Annotated in this window: 16 protein-coding genes; 14 read left to right on the forward strand and 2 right to left on the reverse strand. The window is 50.2% G+C overall.

Annotated elements, in window-relative coordinates; all coding sequences use genetic code 11:
- Positions 1-13: 13 nt before the first annotated feature.
- Positions 14-1,441, forward strand: coding sequence for a family 43 glycosylhydrolase (locus ACTJKB_RS07745; RefSeq protein WP_440833007.1), 1,428 nt, complete (start codon positions 14-16; stop codon positions 1,439-1,441).
- A 118-nt stretch (positions 1,442-1,559) separates the two neighbouring features.
- On the opposite strand, the gene ACTJKB_RS07750 is transcribed toward ACTJKB_RS07745, so the two are convergent.
- The gene (locus tag ACTJKB_RS07750; protein ID WP_440833009.1) at positions 1,560-2,453 is read right to left on the reverse strand and encodes an AraC family transcriptional regulator; all 894 of its coding nucleotides are present in this window, start codon (positions 2,451-2,453) and stop codon (positions 1,560-1,562) included.
- Between the two features lie 119 nt (positions 2,454-2,572).
- On the opposite strand from ACTJKB_RS07750, the gene ACTJKB_RS07755 reads away from it, so the two are divergent.
- Positions 2,573-4,999, forward strand: a complete 2,427-nt coding sequence (locus tag ACTJKB_RS07755; RefSeq protein ID WP_440833010.1) for a glycoside hydrolase family 31 protein — start codon at positions 2,573-2,575, stop codon at positions 4,997-4,999.
- Between the two features lie 19 nt (positions 5,000-5,018).
- Here ACTJKB_RS07755 and ACTJKB_RS07760 read toward each other — a convergent pair whose 3' ends face one another.
- A complete protein-coding gene (locus tag ACTJKB_RS07760; protein ID WP_440833012.1) occupies positions 5,019-5,888 on the reverse strand; it encodes a helix-turn-helix domain-containing protein in 870 nt (289 codons plus the stop codon).
- Positions 5,889-6,017: 129 nt separating this feature from the next.
- Between ACTJKB_RS07760 and ACTJKB_RS07765 the strand changes: the two genes are divergently transcribed.
- From ACTJKB_RS07765 to ACTJKB_RS07820, 12 genes are all read left to right on the forward strand, one after another.
- The gene (locus tag ACTJKB_RS07765) at positions 6,018-6,878 is read left to right on the forward strand and encodes an amidohydrolase family protein (RefSeq protein WP_440833013.1); all 861 of its coding nucleotides are present in this window, start codon (positions 6,018-6,020) and stop codon (positions 6,876-6,878) included.
- Positions 6,875-7,834: an aldo/keto reductase gene (locus ACTJKB_RS07770; protein ID WP_440833015.1), complete on the forward strand. Its 960-nt coding sequence runs from the start codon at positions 6,875-6,877 to the stop codon at positions 7,832-7,834. Before ACTJKB_RS07765 ends, ACTJKB_RS07770 begins: the two co-directional genes overlap by 4 nt.
- Positions 7,834-8,853 carry a zinc-binding alcohol dehydrogenase family protein gene (locus ACTJKB_RS07775; protein WP_440833016.1) on the forward strand — a complete coding sequence of 340 codons (1,020 nt, stop codon included), beginning with the start codon at positions 7,834-7,836 and terminating at the stop codon, positions 8,851-8,853. The genes ACTJKB_RS07770 and ACTJKB_RS07775 overlap by 1 nt, the downstream gene beginning before the upstream one ends.
- A gap of 72 nt (positions 8,854-8,925) precedes the next feature.
- Positions 8,926-11,172, forward strand: a complete 2,247-nt coding sequence (locus ACTJKB_RS07780) for a glycoside hydrolase family 95 protein (protein WP_440833017.1) — start codon at positions 8,926-8,928, stop codon at positions 11,170-11,172.
- 386 nt (positions 11,173-11,558) lie between these two features.
- On the forward strand, positions 11,559-13,250 hold the full coding sequence (locus tag ACTJKB_RS07785; RefSeq protein ID WP_440833018.1) for a sugar ABC transporter substrate-binding protein: 1,692 nt from the start codon (positions 11,559-11,561) through the stop codon (positions 13,248-13,250).
- A gap of 99 nt (positions 13,251-13,349) precedes the next feature.
- Positions 13,350-14,336 (forward strand): ABC transporter permease, encoded by a 987-nt coding sequence (locus ACTJKB_RS07790; protein ID WP_440833019.1) that lies wholly within the window; start codon positions 13,350-13,352, stop codon positions 14,334-14,336.
- 14 nt (positions 14,337-14,350) lie between these two features.
- Positions 14,351-15,262, forward strand: a complete 912-nt coding sequence (locus ACTJKB_RS07795) for a carbohydrate ABC transporter permease (RefSeq protein WP_440833021.1) — start codon at positions 14,351-14,353, stop codon at positions 15,260-15,262.
- A gap of 131 nt (positions 15,263-15,393) precedes the next feature.
- On the forward strand, positions 15,394-16,920 hold the full coding sequence (locus ACTJKB_RS07800; protein ID WP_440833022.1) for a response regulator transcription factor: 1,527 nt from the start codon (positions 15,394-15,396) through the stop codon (positions 16,918-16,920).
- Between the two features lie 21 nt (positions 16,921-16,941).
- Entirely contained in the window at positions 16,942-18,750 is a 1,809-nt protein-coding gene (locus tag ACTJKB_RS07805) for a sensor histidine kinase (RefSeq protein ID WP_440833023.1), read from the forward strand.
- The gene (locus tag ACTJKB_RS07810; protein WP_440833025.1) at positions 18,743-20,263 is read left to right on the forward strand and encodes a response regulator transcription factor; all 1,521 of its coding nucleotides are present in this window, start codon (positions 18,743-18,745) and stop codon (positions 20,261-20,263) included. Before ACTJKB_RS07805 ends, ACTJKB_RS07810 begins: the two co-directional genes overlap by 8 nt.
- Positions 20,264-20,361: 98 nt before the next feature.
- Positions 20,362-21,378, forward strand: coding sequence for an endo-1,4-beta-xylanase (locus tag ACTJKB_RS07815; RefSeq protein WP_440833026.1), 1,017 nt, complete (start codon positions 20,362-20,364; stop codon positions 21,376-21,378).
- Positions 21,379-21,424: 46 nt separating this feature from the next.
- A complete protein-coding gene (locus tag ACTJKB_RS07820) occupies positions 21,425-22,858 on the forward strand; it encodes a glycoside hydrolase family 43 protein (protein ID WP_440833028.1) in 1,434 nt (477 codons plus the stop codon).
- Positions 22,859-22,875 lie beyond the last annotated feature (17 nt).

Below are 22,875 nucleotides of genomic sequence, written 5' to 3' on the forward strand. Positions count from 1 at the left end.
GGGTGAGATTACAATGGCAAAAAAACAAGGATTCAATCCGTACCTCCCGTCTTGGGAATATATCCCTGACGGCGAGCCGTATGTTTTTGAAGGCAGAGTATATGTGTATGGCTCGCATGACCGTTTTAACGGACACGCTTTTTGCTTGAACGACTATACCTGTTGGTCGGCACCGGAGGACAATCTGGCCGATTGGCGGTATGACGGCGTTATCTACCGGACTACGGATGACCCGTTAAATCCTGAAGGCAGCATGTGCCTGTATGCTCCCGATGTCACCGTGGGGCCGGACGGTCGGTATTATCTCTACTATGTGCTGGACAAGGTTCCCGTTGTTTCGGTGGCTGTCTGCGACAAGCCGGGCGGCAAGTATGAGTTCTACGGCTATGTCAGATATGCAGATGGAACACGCCTTGGAGAGCGGGAAGGCGACGAGCCGCAGTTTGACCCCGGCGTACTTACCGAAGGAGAGAACACCTACCTGTACACCGGATTCTGCGGGTATGGAGACCGATCCAGACATGGCGCAATGGCAACGGTGCTTGGCCCGGATATGCTCACGATTGTCGAAGAGCCTGTATTTGTTGCGCCGAGCCAGCCATATAGCAAGGGGAGCGGATTCGAAGGTTACGAGTTCTTTGAAGCACCTTCCATCCGCAAAAGGGGAGATACCTACTACCTTATCTATTCCTCGATCTCCATGCATGAGCTGTGCTATGCGACCAGCAAGCATCCGACCAAGGACTTCAAGTACCAGGGGGTCATTGTAAGCAATTGCGATCTTCATATCGATACGTACAAGCCGGCCGGCAAGCCGATGTATTATGGCGGCAATAACCACGGCAGCATCGCCCAAATTAACGGGGAATGGTACATTTTTTATCATCGGCACACTAACGGGACTGCGTTCAGCCGGCAGGGCTGTATCGAGAGGATAGAATTCCGCCCGGATGGCACCATTCCGCAGGTGGAAATTACATCCTGCGGCCCGAACGGAGGGCCGCTTGAAGGCCGGGGGGAATATCCGGCATATCTGGCCTGCCATTTATTCTGTAAAGATGAGGAAATGTACACCGGAGGCTTCGGCCGTATGGGAGCATGGATGGACAGCCGGTTTCCGAAGATTACCCAGGATGGCAGAGATGGTGACGAGGAAATCGGCTATATTGCCAATATGACGGATTCGGCTACCGCCGGATTTAAATATTTCGCGTGCGAGGGAGTCAACCGGGTCAAAATCATGGTGCGCGGGTATTGCCAGGGCGAGTTTGAAGTGAAGACGTCATGGGACGGACCGGCACTGGGACGGATACCGGTAGGTTTTACGAATGTCTGGAAGGAATACACAGCGGAAGTGGCCATTCCCGACGGTGTACAAGCACTGTATTTGACGTATACCGGCAATGGAGGCGCCAGTCTGGCTTCATTTACTTTGGAATAACCGGGAGTGAAATCTGAATACGCATGGAACAAGAAAGCAGCAACCGGGGATCTCTGGTGCTGCTTTCTTGTTGATGATGCGCCCGGAAGTCAGTGCATAGGCATAGTATATGCCATGGCTAAATACCGGTAGAATAACGGGTCTTATAGTCCGAAGGCGTCATATTCATATAAAATTTGAAGCATTTAGAAAAGTAGCTGACATGCTGATAGCCTGACTCCAGTGCGGCTTCCAATACATTGTACGATCCGCTGCGGAGTAGACTGGCCGCTTTGTTGATGCGGATATAGTTCAAATATTCCATCGGCCGCATTCCAGTCAGCGTTTTGAAAAAAGTACAGAAATGGGAGCGGCTAAGCGACACAACGGAAGCAAGCTGATCCAGCTCCAGCTTCTCGCTTGAATGTGTGTCCATATAAGACAGTACTTGCTTGATCTGCCGGTTGTATTCTCGTCCGTGAAGGCTTCCTGACTCATTGCTGCTCTCTATCAGGCCGTACTGGTAAACATCTGCAATGAACTGCAGAAGGAGACCCTTCAAGCTCATTTCATAAGCGGTGGATTGGCGCTCATAGCGGCTCAGAAGCTCCCGTATGACAACGAGCAATTTAGAGTGGATTTCGTCTGCAGCAGATAACAGGGCAGGCAGCCTGGCAGTTCCCTGCAGGATGGGTTCAAAGAATAATTCCTGAACCCGGTCCGATTGCGGGGAAGACAGCCAAGATAATCTGAACACGATAGAATAATAACAAGTGCCGTCAGAGGCAGTGCCAATCCCCGAATGGAGTTCTCCAGGATGAACGATCAGGCACTCTCCCTTCTGAATGGCAAACTCCCGGTTTTCGATATGAAAGGTAGCCATACCTTTTGCCAAATAGATTAATTCTATCTCATTATGCCAATGCACAGGAAGGATGGAATGAACGCTGGCAGAATGCTCCACTTGGTAGATATGAATCGGAAATTCGGGCTGGCCGTGCAGCTTGACCTCCCGGTAACGGTGCTCGTACATAATGCCTCCCCAAATCGCAATATTGTGTCAATATTTCGCAAATATATGTTAGATATCCGGTTATCAACAATAATATCATTATACTATAGCAAAATCATGAGGAAGGGTAGGGATACACTGTGAAACTGAAGCATGTAGATTCCGGTTCGGATGGGGTCAGGTTGGAGACTACAGAAGGAATCATGCATATCTCCTTTTGTACTCCGGGCATAGCCAGAATTCGTTATACCCTGGATTCGGAATTAAGCGGGAAACAGAGTCTTGTAGTAGTGAGCCGCCCAGAGGCGGAGGGCGTTCTATGGACGGTTGCGGACCACCCCGGCCATTTGGAAATTTCGACAGCGCTCCTTGCAATACAGGTGGACAAGTTAACCTGCGCATTCAGTTATTGGGATGCAAATGGCAAGCTGCTGACAAAAGAACCGGTAAGAGGCGGCAAAACGCTGGTGCGAACGGAGGTATACCATACGGTCTTCGATGATTCGGCCGATAAGGTTGAAACCGATCAAGGGGCGGATGGCCTGCGTGCAAGAGCGGAAGGGATAAACCGCAGGCTCGACAGACAAGCCTATCATACGAAGCTGGAATTCGAATGGCAGGAGGGCGAGGCCCTGTATGGACTTGGCTCACATGAAGAGGGAATGATGAATCTTCGGGGCCAGCATCAGTATTTGTATCAGCAAAATATGAAAGCGGTTGTTCCGGTGCTTGTATCCACTCGCGGTTACGGGATTCTGGTAGACTCCTATTCGTACATGACATTTCATGATGATGCTTTCGGTTCATATCTCTGGACGGATGTGGATGAGGAAATGGATTATTATGTGATTTACGGCCCGGAGTTCGATCAGATCATTGGCGGAATTCGGCATTTGACGGGGGAAGCGCCAATGCTTCCGAAGTGGTCTTACGGGTATGTGCAGTCCAAGGAACGGTACATTTCCCAGGAGGAATTGATTGCCACAGTACAGGAGTACCGTGACCGCTCGCTTCCCCTCGATTGCATCGTTCTGGATTGGCAGTCGTGGACGGGCAATTTGTGGGGACAAAAGACGTTTGATCCCGAACGGTTTCCTGACCCTTCGGAAATGATGCACAGCTTACATGCAATGAATGCAAAGCTAATGGTATCTATATGGCCGATTATGGGAGCCGGCGGCGATAATCACCAGGAAATGAGCGAACACGGCTTCCTGCTCGGCAATCAGGCCACATATGACGCTTTCCGGGAGGAAGCGCGAGAGTTGTACTGGAAGCAAGCCGATACCGGACTGTTCTCCCATGGGATTGACGCCTGGTGGTGCGACTGCACCGAGCCGTTCGAGGGCGACTGGAAAGGAGCAGTGAAGCCGGAGCCCGAGCAGCGCATGCTCATTAACACGGCCGAATCCAAGCGTTATCTCGATCCGGGGTTTATCAATGCCTATTCGCTGCAGCATTCCAAGGGCATCTATGAAGGTCAGCGTGCGGCGGACACAGGCAAACGGGTCGTGAATCTGACGCGTTCCGCTTTTGCCGGGCAGCATCGTTATGGCACGATTACTTGGTCGGGAGATATAGCGGCCAACTGGGAGACGCTGAGGAAGCAGATTGCAGACGGCCTTAATTTTTGCGTAACGGGTTCCCCTTACTGGACACTGGATATCGGCGCTTTCTTCGTGCGTAATCACAAAGAGCAATGGTTCTGGAACGGGGATTATGACGAAGGGGTTGCCGATTTCGGGTATCGTGAGCTGTATGTACGCTGGTTCCAACTTGGGGCCTTTCTGCCCATGTTCCGTTCCCATGGAACAGATACGCCAAGAGAGTTGTGGCGATTCGGCGAAGAGGGCGAGCTGATGTACGATACGCTGGTGAAGTATCTGAAGCTCCGCTACAAGCTGATGCCATATATCTATTCTATGGCAGGGGCCGTCGCACATCGCAAATATACGATGTTGCGTGCGCTGGCTTTCGATTACCGGGAAGATGTGCGGGTCCATGATATTGATGATCAGTTCATGTTCGGCCCGGCTTTCCTGGTTGCACCCGTCACAACTGCAATGTATTATGGTCCCGGCTCCCGGGAGCTTCACGGGGTCGGCAAGCTGCGCAGTATCTACCTGCCAGACGGAGAATGGTACGATTACTGGAGCGACGAACGGATCAAGGGCGGCTTGACGATTGAAGCGACAGCCGATTTGGAGACGCTTCCTCTCTTTGTCCGTGCCGGGTCCATTGTTCCGGTTGGCCCGGATGTTCAATATGCGGATGAACAGCCGGAAGCAATGATTGGCTTAAAGGTATATTCTGGCCTGGATGCTTCATTCACACTGTATGAAGATGAAGGGGATAACTATAATTACGAGAACGGTTCGTACGCCACGATTGAGATGAAGTGGAGCGAAGCGGACCGTACCCTAACAATCGGGAAGCGCAGCGGAAGCTATGCCGGTATGCCGGCGGTCAGACAATTTGCGGTAGAGATCACCGGGAATGCCGGAAGGTGCATCGTTACTTATCATGGTGAACCTATAGCTGTCAGGGAAGAAGATCTGAAGCGGTGAATAAAGAACAATGAGTGCCTCAGTGTGGCCTGCTGCCTTTCCGGTAAGCGGCGGGAGTCATGTTCGTATATTTTTTAAACGTACGGTAAAAATGGGGCATGCTCTCAAAGCCGCAGGCCATGGCAATCTGCTCAATTTTGTCGTTGGACTGGAGCAAGCCATCCTTGGCCGCAAAAATCCGTTTGGTTGAAATATAATCAGTCGCATTCATACCCAGCCTCTGTTTGAAGACACGGCTGAAATGGGCCGGGGATACGGCCGCCCGTTTCGCCAGCGCGCTAAGCTCCAGCGGCCGGTCCAGATGGTCATTGATATAGGCGAGCGCATCTCGGAACCAATCCGGGACCAATGCGTTCGTGGGACCAAGCTCGGCGGCCTGCGGCAAGCAGTACCGGTTTAAGTGAAGCAGCGCGAGATGGAGCAGCAGCGCCATAGCATGGCCGCCGTCCGGACGTCTTTGGTCCCATTCATCATGGATAGCATCGATATCTCTTTCTACGATTTGGGCATGTTCAGGAGGCAGGGTATATTTGTACTGCTTGTTCTTCTTGGCTGCGTCAAAAAGCTTCAGATAGGCATATGTTTCGCTGAATGTGTTGTTATTCACAAGGTAGGGGCTGAAAAAAACGGCGGAGGACGTTACCGGCTCCTCTTTGTCGGGAAATCCCCGGTGTACCGTATTTCCCGGAACGACGATGACGTCACCCTGGCGCATCTCGTAAAACGTCTGATCGATAAAAAAAGTCCCTTTTCCCCGGTAGACGTATACGAACTCATACCAGTGATGCTGATGGTCCGGGAGCTCGCGCTGCGGGCTTTTCGTTTCCTTGTAGTCCAGAAGCAGAGAAAACGGCAACTCGTTGTCAAAAATCTTGCGGATCGGTTTCATTGCACTGCCTCCTTTGTTGAACTATAGATTCTTACAGCCATCATATCAAAATAAGGTATAAATTTGTTTGTTTAGGCTATTTTTATTCTTTTATCGGATGCTAAAATAAGATGAAATGGAGGTGGAATGATGCGTATTGATGCTCATCAGCATTTTTGGAAGATAGACAGGGACGATTACGGATGGATTACACCCGAAATTCCGGTGCTTTTCCGGGATTATCAGCCCTCCGATCTTGAACCGCATTTGCAAAAACACGGGATCAGCCGCACGATAGTGGTACAGGCTGCGCCTACGGTGGAGGAGACCGAATATATTCTTGGATTAAGCGAAAAAACCGACTCCATAGCTGGTGTGATCGGTTGGCTGGACCTTGAGAACCCGTCATTCAAAGCGCAATACCGGCGGTTCTGCGAGCACCCGAAATTCACCGGAATTCGCGTGATGATACAGGAGATGGATGATCCCGGCATTCTTTTATCTACCCCTTATGTAGAAGCGCTTTCATACTTTGCGGAAGAGGACCTTCCCGTCGACCTGCTTGTTCTGGCTGATCAGCTTCCGCAGCTTATAGAGCTGTTGGAACGGGTTCCCGGACTGAGAGGCGTGATCGACCATTTGGCGAAACCGCCGATTGCTTCGGGCAGCTTAGAGCCGTGGAGAAGCCATATGGCGGAAATTGCGCAGCATCCTGGCATTTACTGCAAGCTTTCCGGGATGGTGACGGAGGCTGATCCCCAGGGCTGGACGCAAGAGGATTTCACTGCCTATGTTCATGGGGCGCTGGACCTCTTTGGACCCGAAAGGCTAATGTTCGGCAGCGATTGGCCCGTGTGCCTCATGGCTGCAACCTATGATGAAGTCATGGGCGTATTGCGGCTAGCGTTGCAGGGTCGGTTGTCACTGCAAGAGATGGAGCCAATCTTTGGAGCGAATGCGGCGAGGTTTTACAAGTTAAATTCACAATATATTGGAGGTTCAACGCGATGAAATACAGAAAGCTGGGAAATACGGGATTGGACGTATCCGTGTTAAGTTTCGGGGCGTCTTCGCTTGGAAGCGTATTTCGGGAGGTTCCGAAGGAAGAGGGAATCCGCACGGTTCATACCGCAATCGACATGGGGATTAATCTGATTGACGTCTCTCCGTATTACGGTTTGATGAAAGCGGAGACGGTGCTGGGAGAGGCGCTACAGACGGTTCCGCGGGATAGATACATTATTAGTACGAAGGCAGGACGTTACGGTCAGGATGAATTTGATTTCTCCAAGGAAAGGGTAATCCGCAGCGCGGAAGAAAGCATGCGCCGGCTGGGAACGGACTATCTGGATATTTTGCTGCTGCACGACATCGAATTCGGTTCGATAGAGCAGGTAATGGAAGAAGGGATCCCGGCTCTGGAGGAATTGAAGCAATCGGGGAAGATCCGTTTCTATGGCGTGACCGGCCTGCCCTTGAATATCTTCGAAACGGTTTTGTCTCGTACAACTCTGGATGTGATCCTGTCGTATTGCCATTATTCCCTGAACGATACCACGCTGCTTCGCCTTCTTCCATTACTGGAGCGGCAGGGAACCGGACTGATGAATGCATCGCCTATTTCCATGGGCCTGCTGAGTAGCCGCAAGGTGCCTGACTGGCATCCGGCGAGCGGGGACATCCAGGCTGCTTGTAAGCGCGCTGCCGAATATTGCCGGGACAAGGGAGAGGACATTGCGAAGCTGGCTGTCCAGTTCTCTACAGCCAATGAACAGATTCCGACAACATTGGTAAGCACGGCGACACCGGCCAATATAAGCAACAATATTTTGTGGACGGAAGAGCCGATGAACGAACAATTGCTGGAGGAAGTGCTGGAAATTCTGAAGCCGATTGATGGGGCAACATGGCCGAGCGGCCGGCCGGAGTGGAACGAAGGACCAGACCAGAACGGGGAGCGGTTATAATGAAGGGAATTATCTGCGAGGAAATCGGAAAATTCGTGTATAGGGATGATCTGCCGGAGCCGGAGCTTCAGGCCGGCGAAGCGATTGTAAGGATCCGCCGAATCGGCATTTGCGGAACCGATCTGCATGCATATCGGGGCAATCAGCCTTATTTCACCTACCCGCGCGTGCTTGGGCATGAGCTGTCTGGAACGATTGAGCAAATCGGCGACAACCCGGAAGGGCTGCGGGTCGGCGATCAGGTCAGTGTCATTCCATATCTTCATTGCGGCGAGTGCCGGTCCTGCCTGAGCGGCAAAACCAACTGCTGTCAGAAAATGAGGGTGTTCGGCGTTCATTTGGACGGAGGAATGCGGGAGCGGGTGGCCTTGCCTGCACACAACCTATTGAAAACGGAAGGACTGACGCTGGATCAGGCGGCGATGCTGGAGCCGTTGGCAATCGGTGCGCATGCCGTCCGCCGCTCGGGTGTTGGCGCTGGCGATCAAGTCCTGGTTATCGGTGCCGGTCCGATCGGTCTAGGAGTGATGGCGATGGCCAGATACGCCGGTGCGAAGGTGATAGGTATGGATGTAAACGACGAACGTTTGGACTTTTGCAGAGAATGGGCGCAGGTTGAGCATACGGTGAGCGCACTACGGGAGCCGAAGGAGCAGTTGTCCAAGCTTACTGATGGCAACTTCCTGCCTTATACCATTGATTCCACCGGCAACATCTCATCCATGGAAAGTGCGTTTGGGTTTGTAGCCCATGGGGGAACCTTGACCTATGTTGGCTTGGTGAAAGGTATGATTACCTTTAATGATCCCGATTTTCATGCGCGCGAAATGACGGTGCAGGGCAGCAGAAATGCCACTCGGGAGGACTTTGAGCGCGTGCTAGATGCCATCAAGGAAGGTTACATTGATGTTGATAGTTACATTACCCACCGCAGTGCGTTTGTGGACATGATCGGCCAGTTCGAGAACTGGCTGAGGCCTGAATCGAAGGTAATTAAGGCGCTGGTTGAATTGGACTAATTATTAACTGTACGAAACACGATATCGTATCGCTATGTTCACTATTAGGCGAATTGAAGGAGCGTAACCATCATGACAAGCTTGGAACATAAGCAGCGGTTGTGGTACAGCCAACCGGCGCTGGAATGGAATGAGGCTTTGCCGATTGGAAACGGGCGGCTCGGTGCTATGATTTTTGGCGGCACAGCCGAGGAGAAGCTGCAGCTTAATGAGGATTCCGTATGGTACGGCGGTCCGCGAGACCGCAATAACGAAGATGCCCTGCCTCATTTACCCGAAGTCCGCAGGCTGATTCTGGAAGGAAGGCTTCGGGAGGCGGAGGAATTGGCTGCGATGTCGATGGCGGGTCTTCCCGAAGCCCAGCGGCATTATTTGCCGCTGGGAGAACTGCTGCTGTCATTTGGCGGTCACGGACAGCCGGCTGAAGACTACAGAAGAGAGCTTGATTTGGAGAATGGCATATCCCGGATCAGTTACCGGATCGGTGAGGCTAGGTACACCCGCGAGATGTTTGCTAGCTATCCTGATCAGGCTATTGCCATCCGAATTTCTACCGACCATACGGACGGGATTTTCTTAAAGGCGAGGTTTAACCGCCGTGACTGGAGATATCTGGAGAAAATAGAGAAATGGCAGAACAGCGGGTTGGCGATGCGCGGAGATTGCGGCGGTGAGGGAGGCAGCTCTTTTGCTGCTGCCTTGAAGGCAGTCACGGAAGATGGCATCTGCCGGACCATTGGCGAGTATTTGCTTGTGGAGGGTGCAAACTCGGTTACGCTGCTGCTTGCCGCAGGAACTACGTTCCGGCACCCCGATCCGCAGCTTTACGCCAAAAGACAGCTGGACGAGCTGAGCCAGCTTCCTTATGAAGAGCTGAAGGCGCGGCATATCTCGGATTACCGTGGGTTGTACGGGCGGGTCGAGCTGGTGCTGCCGGAGCACTCACATAAACGTGCGCTGCCGACCGACGAGCGGCTGAAGCGGTTTCAGAAGGGAGAAGAGGACAATGGGCTGATAGCGACCTATTTCCAGTATGGCCGCTATTTGCTTATTTCCTCCAGCCGCCAAGGCTCTTTGCCCGCGAATCTGCAGGGGATCTGGAATGACAGCTTCACCCCCGCCTGGGACAGCAAATTCACGATCAATATCAATGCGCAAATGAATTACTGGCCTGTGGAAATCTGCAACCTGGCTGAATGCCATGAGCCGCTGTTTGATCTGATCGAGCGGATGCGGGAGCCAGGGAAGGTCACGGCCAGGGTCATGTACGGCTGCCGGGGGTTCACGGCACATCACAATACGGATATCTGGGCAGACACGGCCCCGCAGGATACCTATCTGCCCGCTTCCTTCTGGCCGCTTGGCGCCGCTTGGCTGTGCCTGCATCTTTGGGAGCATTATCAGTTCAGCCAGGATCGTTATTTTCTGGCGCAGGCGTATGAGACGATGAAGGAGGCAGCCCAGTTCCTGCTTGATTATTTGATGGAAGACGCCGAAGGCCGGCTGATTACCTGCCCGTCCGTCTCCCCTGAGAACACCTATATACTGCCAAGCGGTGAGTCAGGAGTGCTCTGCGCCGGGGCATCGATGGATTTTCAGATTATAGATGCGCTGTTTGGAGCCTGCATCCGAAGTGCGGAGATTATAGGCAGGGATGAGGCATTCCGCGAGGAGCTCTCCGCCGCTCTGAACCGTCTTCCCAAACCGCAAATCGGGAAATATGGCCAGATTCAGGAGTGGATGGAGGATTATGAAGAGGTGGAGCCGGGGCACCGGCACATCTCCCACTTATTTGCACTTTATCCCGGCGACGCCTTCACCGTGGAGCATACGCCGGAGCTGGCTGAAGCTGCCCGGACGACACTGGAACGCAGGCTTGCCAGCGGCGGCGGCCATACCGGCTGGAGCCGGGCCTGGATCATTAACTTTTGGGCCAGATTGAAGGATGAGGGCAAAGCCTACGCTAACGTCCGCGCTCTTTTGGAGCATTCTACGTTGCCCAACCTGTTTGACAACCATCCTCCATTCCAGATTGACGGCAATTTTGGAGGAGCGGCGGGCATTGCCGAGATGCTGCTGCAAAGCCATACTGAGAGAATCGAGTTGCTGCCCGCTTTGCCGCAAAGCTGGAGCGAAGGAAGCGTCAAGGGTCTGCGGGCCCGGGGCGGATATACCCTCGATATTGCCTGGGTGGAGGGTCTTGTTACGGAAGTTGTTGTGACTTGCACGGTTTCCGGTCCTTGCTGCCTGGAAGCTCCAGGTCTTGACCGTATTTCGTTCACCGGAGAAGCCGGAAGCACCTATACGTTCACCCGGTAAGAAAACAGGAAGACGTTTATTATGTCTGTATAATAGAACTGTTATTTTATTTGTATAATAGAACTGTGCTGGCAGGGGTTGGCGTATTAACGCCAGCCCTATTCGGCTTGGCAGGGGCTTCGCCCCGGACAAATCCATTTCAGCTATACAATCAACAGTTTCTTGAAGCATTCACCTTCATCCATTTTCTGTAATCTGATATGGATGTCCTTTAGCAAGTCTAAGATGCATATCAACAGCAAACGTTTTCATTTTATCGTATTTTTAGGGGGGAAGAACTATAGTTTATGAATTGGAAGCGCATTCTTGAAAGGTATAATTAAGTTGTCACCAGGTGATTGATAGCAAACAAAAAGTAACTAGCCAAAAAGGGGAGGCATAACAAAATGCATAAAACGGCAAAACGTTCCGCCCGGGCATTAGCAGCTGGTACATTCGCGCTTGCACTTGCACTGGCAGGCTGTAGCTCGAACAACGCGAACAACAGCGCGGCCAATGTTAACAGCAACACGGCCAAGGGGGGAACAACAGCAAGCCCAGCGGCAAATGGAGACGACAATGCTCCGGCAACATTCTCGGTATTTTTGGCCAGTCCCGGGCAGACGCCTACGGAGGACAACAAGATTCTCAAACTGATTAAAGAAAAAACCGGCGTCAGCTTCAAAACGGAGCTTCTGGTGGGCGACCTGCAGCAGAAGCTGGGGGTTATGATTGCCGGAGGAGACTACCCGGACCTTATGTCGGGCGATGACAAATTACTCAATGCCAAGGCGTACATTCCGCTTGAAGATTTGATTGAAAAGTACGCTCCCAACCTGAAAAAACATTATGCCGCGGTCTGGAATCAGATCAAGGATGAGACCGACGGACATATCTACGTTTTGCCAAGCTATGGTGTATATCAAGGTAAAATTACCGAACCGACTTACCAGGGACCAGGCTTCTGGCTTCAAAAGTCTGTGCTTGAGGAGATGGGATATCCGACTCCCAAGACTCTGGATGAGTATTTCGATATCATTGCCAAATATAAAGAAAAGCACCCGGATATGATCGGATTTGAATCGCTCAACTTCGACTGGCGTGTATTCCCGCTTCAGAACCCTCCTGAGCACTTGGCGGGCCATCCGAATGACGGGGGCGTTATTGTAGACAACAACAAAGCGCAGATTTTTGCCGATAAGGATATTTCCAAGACCTATTATAAGAAGCTTAATGAAATTAACGCTCAAGGTTTGATGGATAAAGAAGCTTTCGTACAAAACTACGACCAGTACCTGGCCAAAATCGCAAGCGGCAAGGTCATCGGTATGTTTGACCAGCACTGGAACTTCCAGGATGGAGAAACCTCTTTGATCTCTCAAGGCAAAAGAGAAAATACGTATATCGGCTTCCCTCTGCTCTATCCGGGCGCTGAGGAATGGTATCGTGACCGCGGAGCGGTCGGCACCAACCGCGGATTAGGTATTTCGATCAATGCCAAGGACCCTGTCCGGATTATCAAATTCTTGGATCAGATGATTACAGAAGATTGGCAGAAAACTCTCCAATGGGGAATCAAAGGCGAAGACTATGAAGTGAAGGAAGACGGCACGTTCTACCGGACGCCGGAAGAGCGGACGAACGCAGATCAAACAAGCTGGCAGTTGGCTAACAAAATCACGACTATGTTTGGTTATATGCCGAAAATTCAAGGTACCTACAGCGACGGGAATGCAGCTGATGCCGGAACTCAGCCGCAGGAATTCTTCGACAGTCTGAAACCTTCTGATCAGAAAATCCTGAAAGCATATAACAAGAAAACATGGTCCGAATTCTTCAAGGAACCAAAAGAAAATAATATCTACTTCCCTGCTTACTCCATCGTTCTTAAGGACGGTTCGGCAGCCAAGCTTGCGCAGTCCAAGCTGAATGACCTTCAAATCAAATATTTGCCAAAGGCCATTATGGCCAGTCCGGCTGAATTTGATGGGGTCTGGCAAGATTATGTCGACCACATTCATAAGCTGGACATCAAGGCTTATGAAGACCGCATAAATGAAGGAATCCAGTCGCGTATTCAAAACTGGAGTGTGAAGTAGTCGATTTCAAGACAAAGAATAGAGCGGGAAATCGTATTTCCCGCTCTTCATTAATACGGATAGTATGGAGAGAATGATCTTACAGGAGGGGAACACTACATGTCTGATACCGTACTGGACAAACCGGTCAAAACCCAGAAGACCAGACAACGCAGAGTCGATCCGGAAATCGGTGTGAGTCTTAGCTGGAAGACGCTAAAAACGCAGAAGCAGCTTATTTTCATGTCAGTACCGATTGCCATTTATTTAATTATCTTTAACTATGCTCCCATTTGGGGCTGGATAATGGCCTTTCAGAACTACCGCCCGGCGCTATCCTTCGGCAAGCAAGAGTGGGTAGGCTTGCAGCAGTTCAAATTTCTATTTTCAGATGAGACCTTTATGATGGTGCTGCGCAACACGATCGCCATGAGCTTTATTAACCTTGTGCTTGGTACTGTTACAGCAATCGGCTTGGCTTTACTGCTAAATGAGATCAAAGTCAAGTTTTTCAAGCGTATCGTTCAGTCTATTTCGTATTTGCCGCACTTCTTGTCCTGGGTTATCGCAGCGGGCATCGTTGCCACTTCGCTGTCGATTGATGACGGAATTGTCAATATAATCTTAATGAAGCTTCACTTCATTAAAGAACCGATTATGTGGCTCAGTGAAGGAAAATATTTCTGGGGCATTGTCGGGGCTTCGAACGTGTGGAAAGAGGTGGGCTGGGGTACCATCATTTATCTGGCAGCCATTACCTCGATCGATCCTTCTCTGTATGAGGCAGCGTCCATAGACGGCGCCAAGCGTTTTCAGAAGATGCGCTATGTCACTCTTCCTGGGATTAAAGCCACATTCGTTATCTTGCTCATTATGAACATCGGACATATTCTGGATGCCGGCTTTGAACTCCAATATTTGCTTGGTAACGGGCTTACTGTGGACTGGTCGCAAACCATTGATATCTTTGTAGTGAAGTATGGTATCTCTATGGGGAATTATTCTCTGGCTACGGCGGCAGGGATCTTCAAAACCATCGTCAGTGTCATTCTCGTATTCATCGCAAATTATATCGCAAAACGCCTCGGCGAAGAGCGATTAGTATAGAGGAGGAAGCCCATATGAAAGCTGTGACGAAAAGTTCAGGACGCATTGAGCCGATTGTCTTTCATACAATCAACACGATATTTATGCTCTTTGTGGTTGCCATCACGCTCTATCCATTCCTCCACACGCTGGCAGTTTCTTTAAATGACGGCAGTGACACTCTTGCCGGGGGAGTATATTTCTGGCCCCGTGCCTGGACCTTGGAGAACTACAGAGCCGTCTTTATCACAGGGACGATCTATCATGCCGCTTTTATCTCCGTGTCCCGCACGGTGCTCTCGACAGTATTAGGCGTTTTTCTGACTACGATGCTAGCGTATACACTGGCGCAGAAGCAATACATTTTCCGTAAAAAAATAAGTATGCTGTTCATCCTGACCATGTATTTCAATGCTGGACTGATTCCGAATTACTTCCTTATTAAAGATTTAGGCCTGCTTCATAGCTTTATGGTCTATATCCTTCCAAGCATGGTCAGCGCGTTCAACCTGATTATCCTCCGGACGTATATCCGGTCCCTTCCAGGCAGCCTCACAGAGTCGGCAAAAATCGACGGGGCGGGAGAATTCAGAATCTTCTGGAAAATCATCTTCCCGCTGTGTACTCCCGTGCTGGCAACCGTAGCTTTATTCATCGCCGTAGGCGCATGGAACTCATGGTTTGACACGTTCCTGTACGCATCATCGGATATCAATCTGAGCACACTGCAATATGAAATGATGAAGCTGCTCGGTTCCACCATGAGCACGAACAACGATCCTTCTGCGCTGGCAGGCAATCAGCACAATCAGATGCAGGCCCTGGTGACACCGGCTTCCATCCGTGCAGCCATCACTATCGTTACCGCAGTGCCGATTTTGTTCGTATACCCTTTCTTGCAGAAGTATTTCGTGGTAGGATTGAACTTGGGAAGTGTTAAAGAATAATTGTAATTTAGATTTATATAAGGAAAATATGTATACTAAAACCGTTTCGGATACAGCCGAAGCGGTTTCTCACTGTTGAGCAAGACTTTGTTTTCCGTAATCAAAATTTAGAAATAAAGAGGGTGATGCCAATGCTTAAGGTACTGTTTGCCGACGATGAACCGCTGATGCTTGAAGGGCTTCGATTCCTGGTGGACTGGGAGGGACTGGACTTTGAAGTGTGTGGCGAGGCCTTGGATGGTGAAGATGCGCTGCAGCTTATTCATAGCATAAGGCCTGATTTGGTCATAACCGATGTACGTATGCCTGTGATCGATGGCCTTGAACTCATTAGGATATTTGCGGAGAGCGATTTCCAACCGAAGTTCATCATCTTTAGCGGTTACGCTGACTTTGAGTATGCCAAGGAAGCCCTTAAATACGGCGTATCCAATTATTTGACCAAACCCTTAGATGAAAGAGAATTGACAGAGGCCCTGCAGACTGTAGCCGAACAAATACGCGCTGAGCGCAAGCTTGCTTCACGGCATGAATTAATTTCCGCCTTTATACAGGCGGAAACCGTATCCCGCCTTCTCATGCGAGAGAATACTGCAGAAGAAGCAGAAGAGGCACTTAAGGCGCTGGATATACACCCCGGCTCCCGGATATGCTGTGTATTGGCCCAGGGTGATTCGCTCGACAGCTCACACTTGCGAAGACAAGTCTACTCCATGAGCAACAAGGAAACGTTCCGCAATATAACCGCGTATCCTTTTATGGCTGGAAGCCATAAACATGGCTATTTACTGGTTGCCCCGCCGCAAGGCCCGGAGCTGGACCCGGTGATGCTGGCAAGCTGGATTAATGAAATGCGGACTGAGTATAGCGGTCTGGTTCTTTTCTCGGCAAGCCTTGAGCATCAGGGTACCTCATTTCTGAATGCTGCCTATCATGAAGCGCTCGCGGCTGAACTATGCCGGTCGGATTTGAACATCCGCGGGATTAGTTTCTTCCAGCAGCAGGACAAGGATGTATTGGCGCTGCTTCCGGCAGGGCTGAAGAAATCGCTGCTCCAATCGGTTACCGAAGGGCAGTTTGACCAATTAAGCTCCCAGCTGACCAATGTATTTAAAATTTTCTCGGCGGATAGTACTTCAAGTGCATGGATCGATGCCTTCTTGAGCAACATCAAAGCTGAATTACTACGCGAAATCGACGCCAGAGGCGGAGAATCGGCGTTATGGGCGGATAAATGGTTTCCACCCCAGGTAACGGCTTGCTGCTTGCCGCTGCTTGAGCGGCAGACGAAGGAGGATCTGCACGAAGTGGCTGAATGGTTCGCTTCAGCGGACAACAATCAGGAGGACCTGCTCGTTACGGCGGCGATCGACTATGTCCAGGCGCATTATCAGGAGAAGCTGAAGCTGCAGGACATCGCGAAGCATTTACATGTGAATTCTGCCTATCTGGGACAACGGATCAAGAAACGTTACGGCATCTCTTTTAATGAATTTCTTCATGAATTCCGAATTGAAAAAGCCAAGAAACTGCTGCGACAGACGAATATGTGCATTTCGGATATCTCGGGGCGTGTTGGATATTCGGATGCGGATTTGTTCGCGGCCAAGTTTAAAGCGCTGAATGGCGTCTCGCCTTCGGTGTACAAGAAGGGCTAATTCAGGGGGGAGGGGAGCAGCATGAAAGGCACAAGGAAACCATCCGCCTTCGTCAATGATATCCCGCTCAAATACAAATTTTTGTTTATTTATTTGCTATGCGTTCTTGTTCCGATACTCAGCATTAATGCCCTTTTTTATGTTCAGATCAGCCGTAATGTGGATGCCCGTGAAAGAGAGAATCTTGAGATTTCTGTAGACCGGGTGGTCTATGATCTTATGCAAATCGTGAATGAATGTGTGGCGATAAGCAATACGGTAGCTGCGGACCGGGCTTATAATGAAATCATGGATTCTACCTATCCGGATAACGAGTCTTATTATGATGCCTACAACAGTGTTCTGAGGGATAAGATGTGGCAATATAACAACCTGCATTCCTATATTTATTGGATGGGCGTCTATACTACAAATCCGACGATTCAGAACGGCGGCAGTTACTTTATTCTGTCAGACAACGATAAGAAGAGTGAATGGTACAGTAAAATAACCAGTGGCTCGGACAAGGTGCTATTAACCTCTTATCAGGGGACTAACCCGCTCAATCCGCCTCAGCAGGAAGTGTTTGTCAGCCTTATCCGCAAGTTGGATAACTTTACCGGACAGCCCTACCGTAAGTATTTGCGAATCGATCTGAGGTTGAACAATGTGCAAGAGCTGTTCAAGAAGGAACACGACTATTTGCAGTTCAAGCTCCTGGATGAGAAGAACCGTGTGGTGCTGGAATCGGATCATTCCTATTATTCAATGGATAAAAACGTTTTATTAAACACGGACACGGATGACAGTCAATCGTCCAAGCAGATTGTCCGTACTTTGGGCAATGCGGGATATACGAAAGGCTGGAGGCTGATCGGAACTCCGGAAGGCAGAGTGGTCAATCATGAGATGAGCCGTGCGCTACGGCTATCGCTGATTTTTGCTGGGCTGACCATAATTATACCTACTCTGCTGATCATTGTGATTATACGATCCTATAATCTGAGGGTGAGATTGCTCTACAGACATATGAAGCTTGTGAAATATGAACAGTTCGAGAGCATCGACATGTATGAGGGGAAGGACGAAATCGGCGGCCTCATCCGCAGCTTTAATCTGATGACTGAAAAAATCCGCAATCTGATTAATGATGTGTACAAGCTGGAAATTCAGAAAAAGGACCTCGAGCTTGAGCAGGTAAGAGCTGAGTTGAACTATCTGGAAAGTCAGGTGGACCCGCATTTCCTTTTTAATACGCTGAACGCCATACTGGTCATTTGCAAGAAATACAAGTATGAAGAGGTCACCGATGTGATCCGGAATCTGGCCCTTATTATGCGCAGGCTGCTAAGCTGGAAGGACGATCTGATTACCGTCGGGGAAGAAATATCTTTTATTGAAATGTATCTGCAGATTGAAAAATTCCGCTTTCAGAGCCGGTTCACGTACGACATTGATATCGACCCTTCCGTACTGAATTTCCGGATTCCAAAAATGAGCGTCCAGGCACTGGTGGAGAATTCCTGCAAGCATGGTCTGCAATCGGTCAAAGGTGCAAGGAAGATTCACGTGTCTGCTTCCATGAACGACGCATCTTTAATCATTGTTGTGACTGACAACGGAAAGGGAATCGGGAACGAGAAGCTGGAATGGATCAAGTCCCACCTGCAATCAGACCAGGACTCCGGACAAAATATCGGGCTCCGAAATGTCTATAGACGCCTGATGATGTATTATGACAGCCGCGCAGGCTTTACCATTGAGAGTACCGAGTATGAACAGACGTCTATCACAATTCAAATCCCCATAGACTTGGCATTAGACCCAAAAGTGGAGGAATCCCATGTTTAAAGTGGTTTTAGCGGATGATGAAACGATTGCATTAGAGGGATTAAGAACGTTGACCGATTGGGAGGAGCTGGGCTTCGAAATCTGCGGCGCATGTGAGAACGGGGAAGAAGCGTTAAGCACGGTGGAGGAGTGTTCACCAGATCTTGTAATTACAGATATCCGCATGCCCGGCATCGATGGATTAGAGCTAATCAAGCAAGTACGCAACTTGGACATAGAGCAGCCTATCTTTATCGTCCTCAGCGGTTACGGCGAGTTTGAATACGCACGGACAGCACTCCGTTATGGTGTGAGACACTATTTGCTGAAGCCTGTCATTGAAGCAGAATGGGATAAGACGATTGCTGACATTACGGACGAGCTGGAAATGCGGCTCAAGCACAAGATGCAGCAGAACATGCTGGCGAGCCGGCTTCTTCCCGTTGCGATCGCCCGTATGCTTGAAGGGCAATGGGCGGAGCCGGAAGAGGAGATTGCCGAACTAATGGATCGTCTGGACGAGGCGGTTTCGGGGTGGACTTATATACATGTGAATGGTCCCAAAAGCAATATCACGGAAATCTGCAGGAAGCTCTCTGGGGCGGTGGGCGCCTTGTTCATTGGCTTGTCCGGCGATCAGGCGGGGCTTGTCGTGGAGAGCTCAGCACAGGCAGCGGAGCTGGCTGGGCGGGTGTATTCCGAGTTGTCACGTAATAGCAGCGTGAAGGGGTCTGTGAGTATCGGGCCGAGTGTGCAGTCTCTACGGGAGCTGCCCGTATCCTATATGGTGGCTGCAAGGGCTGCCGCCCGCCATCTTTTTTATTCGGAAGCAAGCGGCCCCATTGATACAACCATGGATGCCCAGAGCCAGCTTGGCTATCATCTTCCTTCCCCAGATCTGACAGAGGAACTGATGGTCGCAGTTGAAAGATTGCAGGAGCAGAAAGCTTGGGACAAATTGAAGGAAATGTTCAGAATGTTTGAACGGAATAGAACTGCGCCTGAGGTTGTACAGATGACCAGCATCGATATCATGCTGAAAAGTATGGAGCTGGTGAAGGAGTTCGGCGGGAAGGTTGAGCAGTGGAGTGATTCTTTCGAATTTTTAAGAACCGAGCCCAAGTCGCTCGCAGCGCTGGAAGACATCCTTAGGGATATGTTGAATTCGTGTATGGAATATATCAAGCAGCATAAGGAACGCGGATCCGAGCATCCGCTGATACAGGTGGAATACTATTTGAAGGACAATTATTCCAAGCCTTTGACCGTAAAAGAGATCGCGGGGCACTTTTATATCAATCCGGTCTACCTGGGCCAGGCTTTTATTAAGAAGAATAGTGTCAGCATACTAGAATATATTCATAATTTGCGCATCGAACAAGCCAAGAAGCGGTTAATTGAAACGGGGGAGACCGTCAGGAAGATTGCAGAGAATGTGGGTTATGTTCATTACCATCATTTTTTAAGAGAGTTTGAAAAGCGGACCGCACTAAAACCAGTCGCTTACCGCAACCAGGCTGGAGCTGAAAAATGATGAGTATGCTTCTTTAATTTGGTAATGGTAAACGCATACAAAAGCTATATTATAGACTTAACTGTCTGTTCTACATTCTAATTAGGAGGTTATACAAGATGACACAGGCAAATGGCGGGTTACCCGCATTGCATGAAGTGTTCCGGGACGCGTTCAAAATGGGCGCTGCGGTCAGCATGGACGTATTATCTGCTCAAGCTCCTTTCATTGCTAAGCATTTCAACAGCATTACAGCCGAAAACGTGATGAAGCCTGAGGAAGTCCAGCCGCAAGAAGGGATTTTTACCTTTGATGCAGCCGACCGGATTTTTGAGTTCGCTAAGGCCAATCAAATCGCAGTCCGGGGCCATACACTTCTCTGGCATAACCAGACAGGAGATTGGATGTTCCGCAATTCAGAGGGGGAGCCGTGCACCAGAGAGCAGCTGCTCGGCCGTCTGCAAACCCATATCAACGCTGTTATGGGCCGGTACCGCGGGCAGGCTTATGCCTGGGATGTAGTAAATGAAGCCATTGAGGATAAGTCGGACCAATACTTGAGGGAAACGAAATGGCTCGAAATCCTCGGAGAGGACTATCTCCGTGAGGCTTTTGAAATAGCCCATCAGGCAGACCCGGGCGCCTTGTTGTTCTACAACGACTATAATGAGACCGATCCTGTCAAACGCGACAAGATCTTCAAGCTGGTCCGCAGTTTGCTTGACCAGAATACACCTATTCACGGGATAGGCATGCAGGCACACTGGAACATCTATGGCCCAACCATTGACGAAATCCGCAGTGCGCTTGAGCTATATGCTTCTCTTGGCCTTAGAATCCACATTACCGAGCTTGATCTCTCCATGTTCCGGTTTGAAGATCAACGGGCTGATTTGAAAGCGCCAACAGTTGAGATGCTGAAGCTTCAGGAAGAACGTTATGCGGAGATTTTTGCCGTTCTGCTGGAATACAGAAAGGCCATTGATTCTGTTACGTTCTGGGGTGTAGCTGATGACTATACCTGGCTGGATGGTTTCCCGGTTCGCGGGCGTAAAAACTGGCCATTTCTGTTTGACGAACACCAGCAGCCCAAAGCTTCGTTCGGACGGCTTGCCGATCTGGCTGCTTCGTTATGATAATACTTGATGAAGTTCGGGAAATTCAAAAAATGGAGGATATCTAATGGCATTTCAACTCAATCAAGCCATAGGAAAGGTTCCGCCTAACGGGAATCCTGTGGTTGCGAACCGATATGGGGCCGATCCGTATGCCCTGGTATTTGGAGACCGGGTTTATTTGTACATGACCCACGATGCACTGGAGTATGACGGGAACGGTACGATAAAAGAAAATACTTATAGCAGTATCCGTAAGATTGCGGTAATCTCCTCCAGTGATCTAGTCAATTGGACTGATCACGGCGAAATTGCAGTAGCAGGGCCGGACGGAGCGGCCAAGTGGGCTACCCAGTCCTGGGCGCCTGCAGCGGTCCATAAGGTGATCGGAGGCATGGATAAATTCTTCCTGTACTTTGCCAACAATGCCAGCGGTATCGGCGTTCTGACGAGTGACAGTCCGGTGGGACCATGGGTTGACCCTATTGGTGAGGCGCTTATTTTGCGGTCCACTCCTGGAGTTGAAGAGGTTACCTGGCTGTTCGACCCGGCAGTACTGGTGGATGATGACGGCAAGGGCTACATCTATTTCGGAGGCGGAGTCCCGGAAGGACAGTTCGCCGAGCCTGGCACAGCACGGGTCATGATGCTAGGGGATGACATGACCAGCGTAGTGGGCAGAGCTGAGGTTATTCCTGCCCCGTTCATGTTCGAGGATGCCGGGATACATAAGCGGAACGGAGTCTACTACTATACCTACTGTTCGAATTTCTATGACGGGGAACGTCCGGAAGGCAGTCCTCCTGCGGGTGAGATTGCCTATATGACGAGCGACAACCCAATGGGTCCCTGGACATACCGTGAGACGATATTAAAGAACCCGGGGCATTTTTTCGGAGTGTCTGGAAATAACCATCATGCGGTATTCCAATTTCATGAAGAATGGTACATCGCCTATCACGCCCAAACCTTATCCAAAGCACAGGGAATTGCGAACGGCTACCGTTCGACGCATCTCAATCGCCTTTTCCATAACGAGGATGGTTCCATTCAGGATGTAGAAGCAGACTATAAAGGTGTGCAGCAAATCAAACCTTTAAGCCCGTATCAACGTGTACAGGCGGTGACGATCGGATGGAGTGCGGGCGTAATGACGGAATTCGAGGCGGCAGTGGGAGACCGGATTGTAACGGATATTGGCAATGGCGACTGGATCGGATTATCCGGGGTCGATTTCGGAAGTAAAGGTGCCGGAGCATTCAGTGCTTCTGTCATAAGCCTAGAGGGCAGCGGTATGATTGAGCTGCATCTGGATGACCCGGCAGGTCTATTCATTGGGGAACTGCCTGTTCCTGTTCCCGTTACGGATGGGCCGGAGAATCAGATAGAGTTAAAGACGGAGGTTAACGGAGCGGAAGGAATCCACGATCTGTATCTGGTGTTCACCGGAAAAACTGGGGTTCCATTATTTAAGCTTGTATCATGGCAGTTCACGCAGTAGAAGAGTTCATACAGGGA

Source organism: Paenibacillus sp. 22594, from assembly GCF_052044425.1.
Lineage (GTDB): Bacteria > Bacillota > Bacilli > Paenibacillales > Paenibacillaceae > Paenibacillus_AQ.

Bases quoted from the DNA above. Each gene is read 5' to 3' on its own strand.
- ACTJKB_RS07745 (WP_440833007.1), top strand. From the start codon at position 14: ATGGCAAAAAAACAAGGATTCAATCCGTACCTCCCGTCTTGGGAATAT.
- ACTJKB_RS07750 (WP_440833009.1), bottom strand. From the start codon at position 2,453: ATGTACGAGCACCGTTACCGGGAGGTCAAGCTGCACGGCCAGCCCGAA.
- ACTJKB_RS07760 (WP_440833012.1), bottom strand. From the start codon at position 5,888: ATGAAACCGATCCGCAAGATTTTTGACAACGAGTTGCCGTTTTCTCTG.
- ACTJKB_RS07765 (WP_440833013.1), top strand. From the start codon at position 6,018: ATGCGTATTGATGCTCATCAGCATTTTTGGAAGATAGACAGGGACGAT.
- ACTJKB_RS07770 (WP_440833015.1), top strand. From the start codon at position 6,875: ATGAAATACAGAAAGCTGGGAAATACGGGATTGGACGTATCCGTGTTA.
- ACTJKB_RS07775 (WP_440833016.1), top strand. From the start codon at position 7,834: ATGAAGGGAATTATCTGCGAGGAAATCGGAAAATTCGTGTATAGGGAT.
- ACTJKB_RS07780 (WP_440833017.1), top strand. From the start codon at position 8,926: ATGACAAGCTTGGAACATAAGCAGCGGTTGTGGTACAGCCAACCGGCG.
- ACTJKB_RS07785 (WP_440833018.1), top strand. From the start codon at position 11,559: ATGCATAAAACGGCAAAACGTTCCGCCCGGGCATTAGCAGCTGGTACA.
- ACTJKB_RS07790 (WP_440833019.1), top strand. From the start codon at position 13,350: ATGTCTGATACCGTACTGGACAAACCGGTCAAAACCCAGAAGACCAGA.
- ACTJKB_RS07795 (WP_440833021.1), top strand. From the start codon at position 14,351: ATGAAAGCTGTGACGAAAAGTTCAGGACGCATTGAGCCGATTGTCTTT.
- ACTJKB_RS07800 (WP_440833022.1), top strand. From the start codon at position 15,394: ATGCTTAAGGTACTGTTTGCCGACGATGAACCGCTGATGCTTGAAGGG.
- ACTJKB_RS07805 (WP_440833023.1), top strand. From the start codon at position 16,942: ATGAAAGGCACAAGGAAACCATCCGCCTTCGTCAATGATATCCCGCTC.
- ACTJKB_RS07810 (WP_440833025.1), top strand. From the start codon at position 18,743: ATGTTTAAAGTGGTTTTAGCGGATGATGAAACGATTGCATTAGAGGGA.
- ACTJKB_RS07815 (WP_440833026.1), top strand. From the start codon at position 20,362: ATGACACAGGCAAATGGCGGGTTACCCGCATTGCATGAAGTGTTCCGG.
- ACTJKB_RS07820 (WP_440833028.1), top strand. From the start codon at position 21,425: ATGGCATTTCAACTCAATCAAGCCATAGGAAAGGTTCCGCCTAACGGG.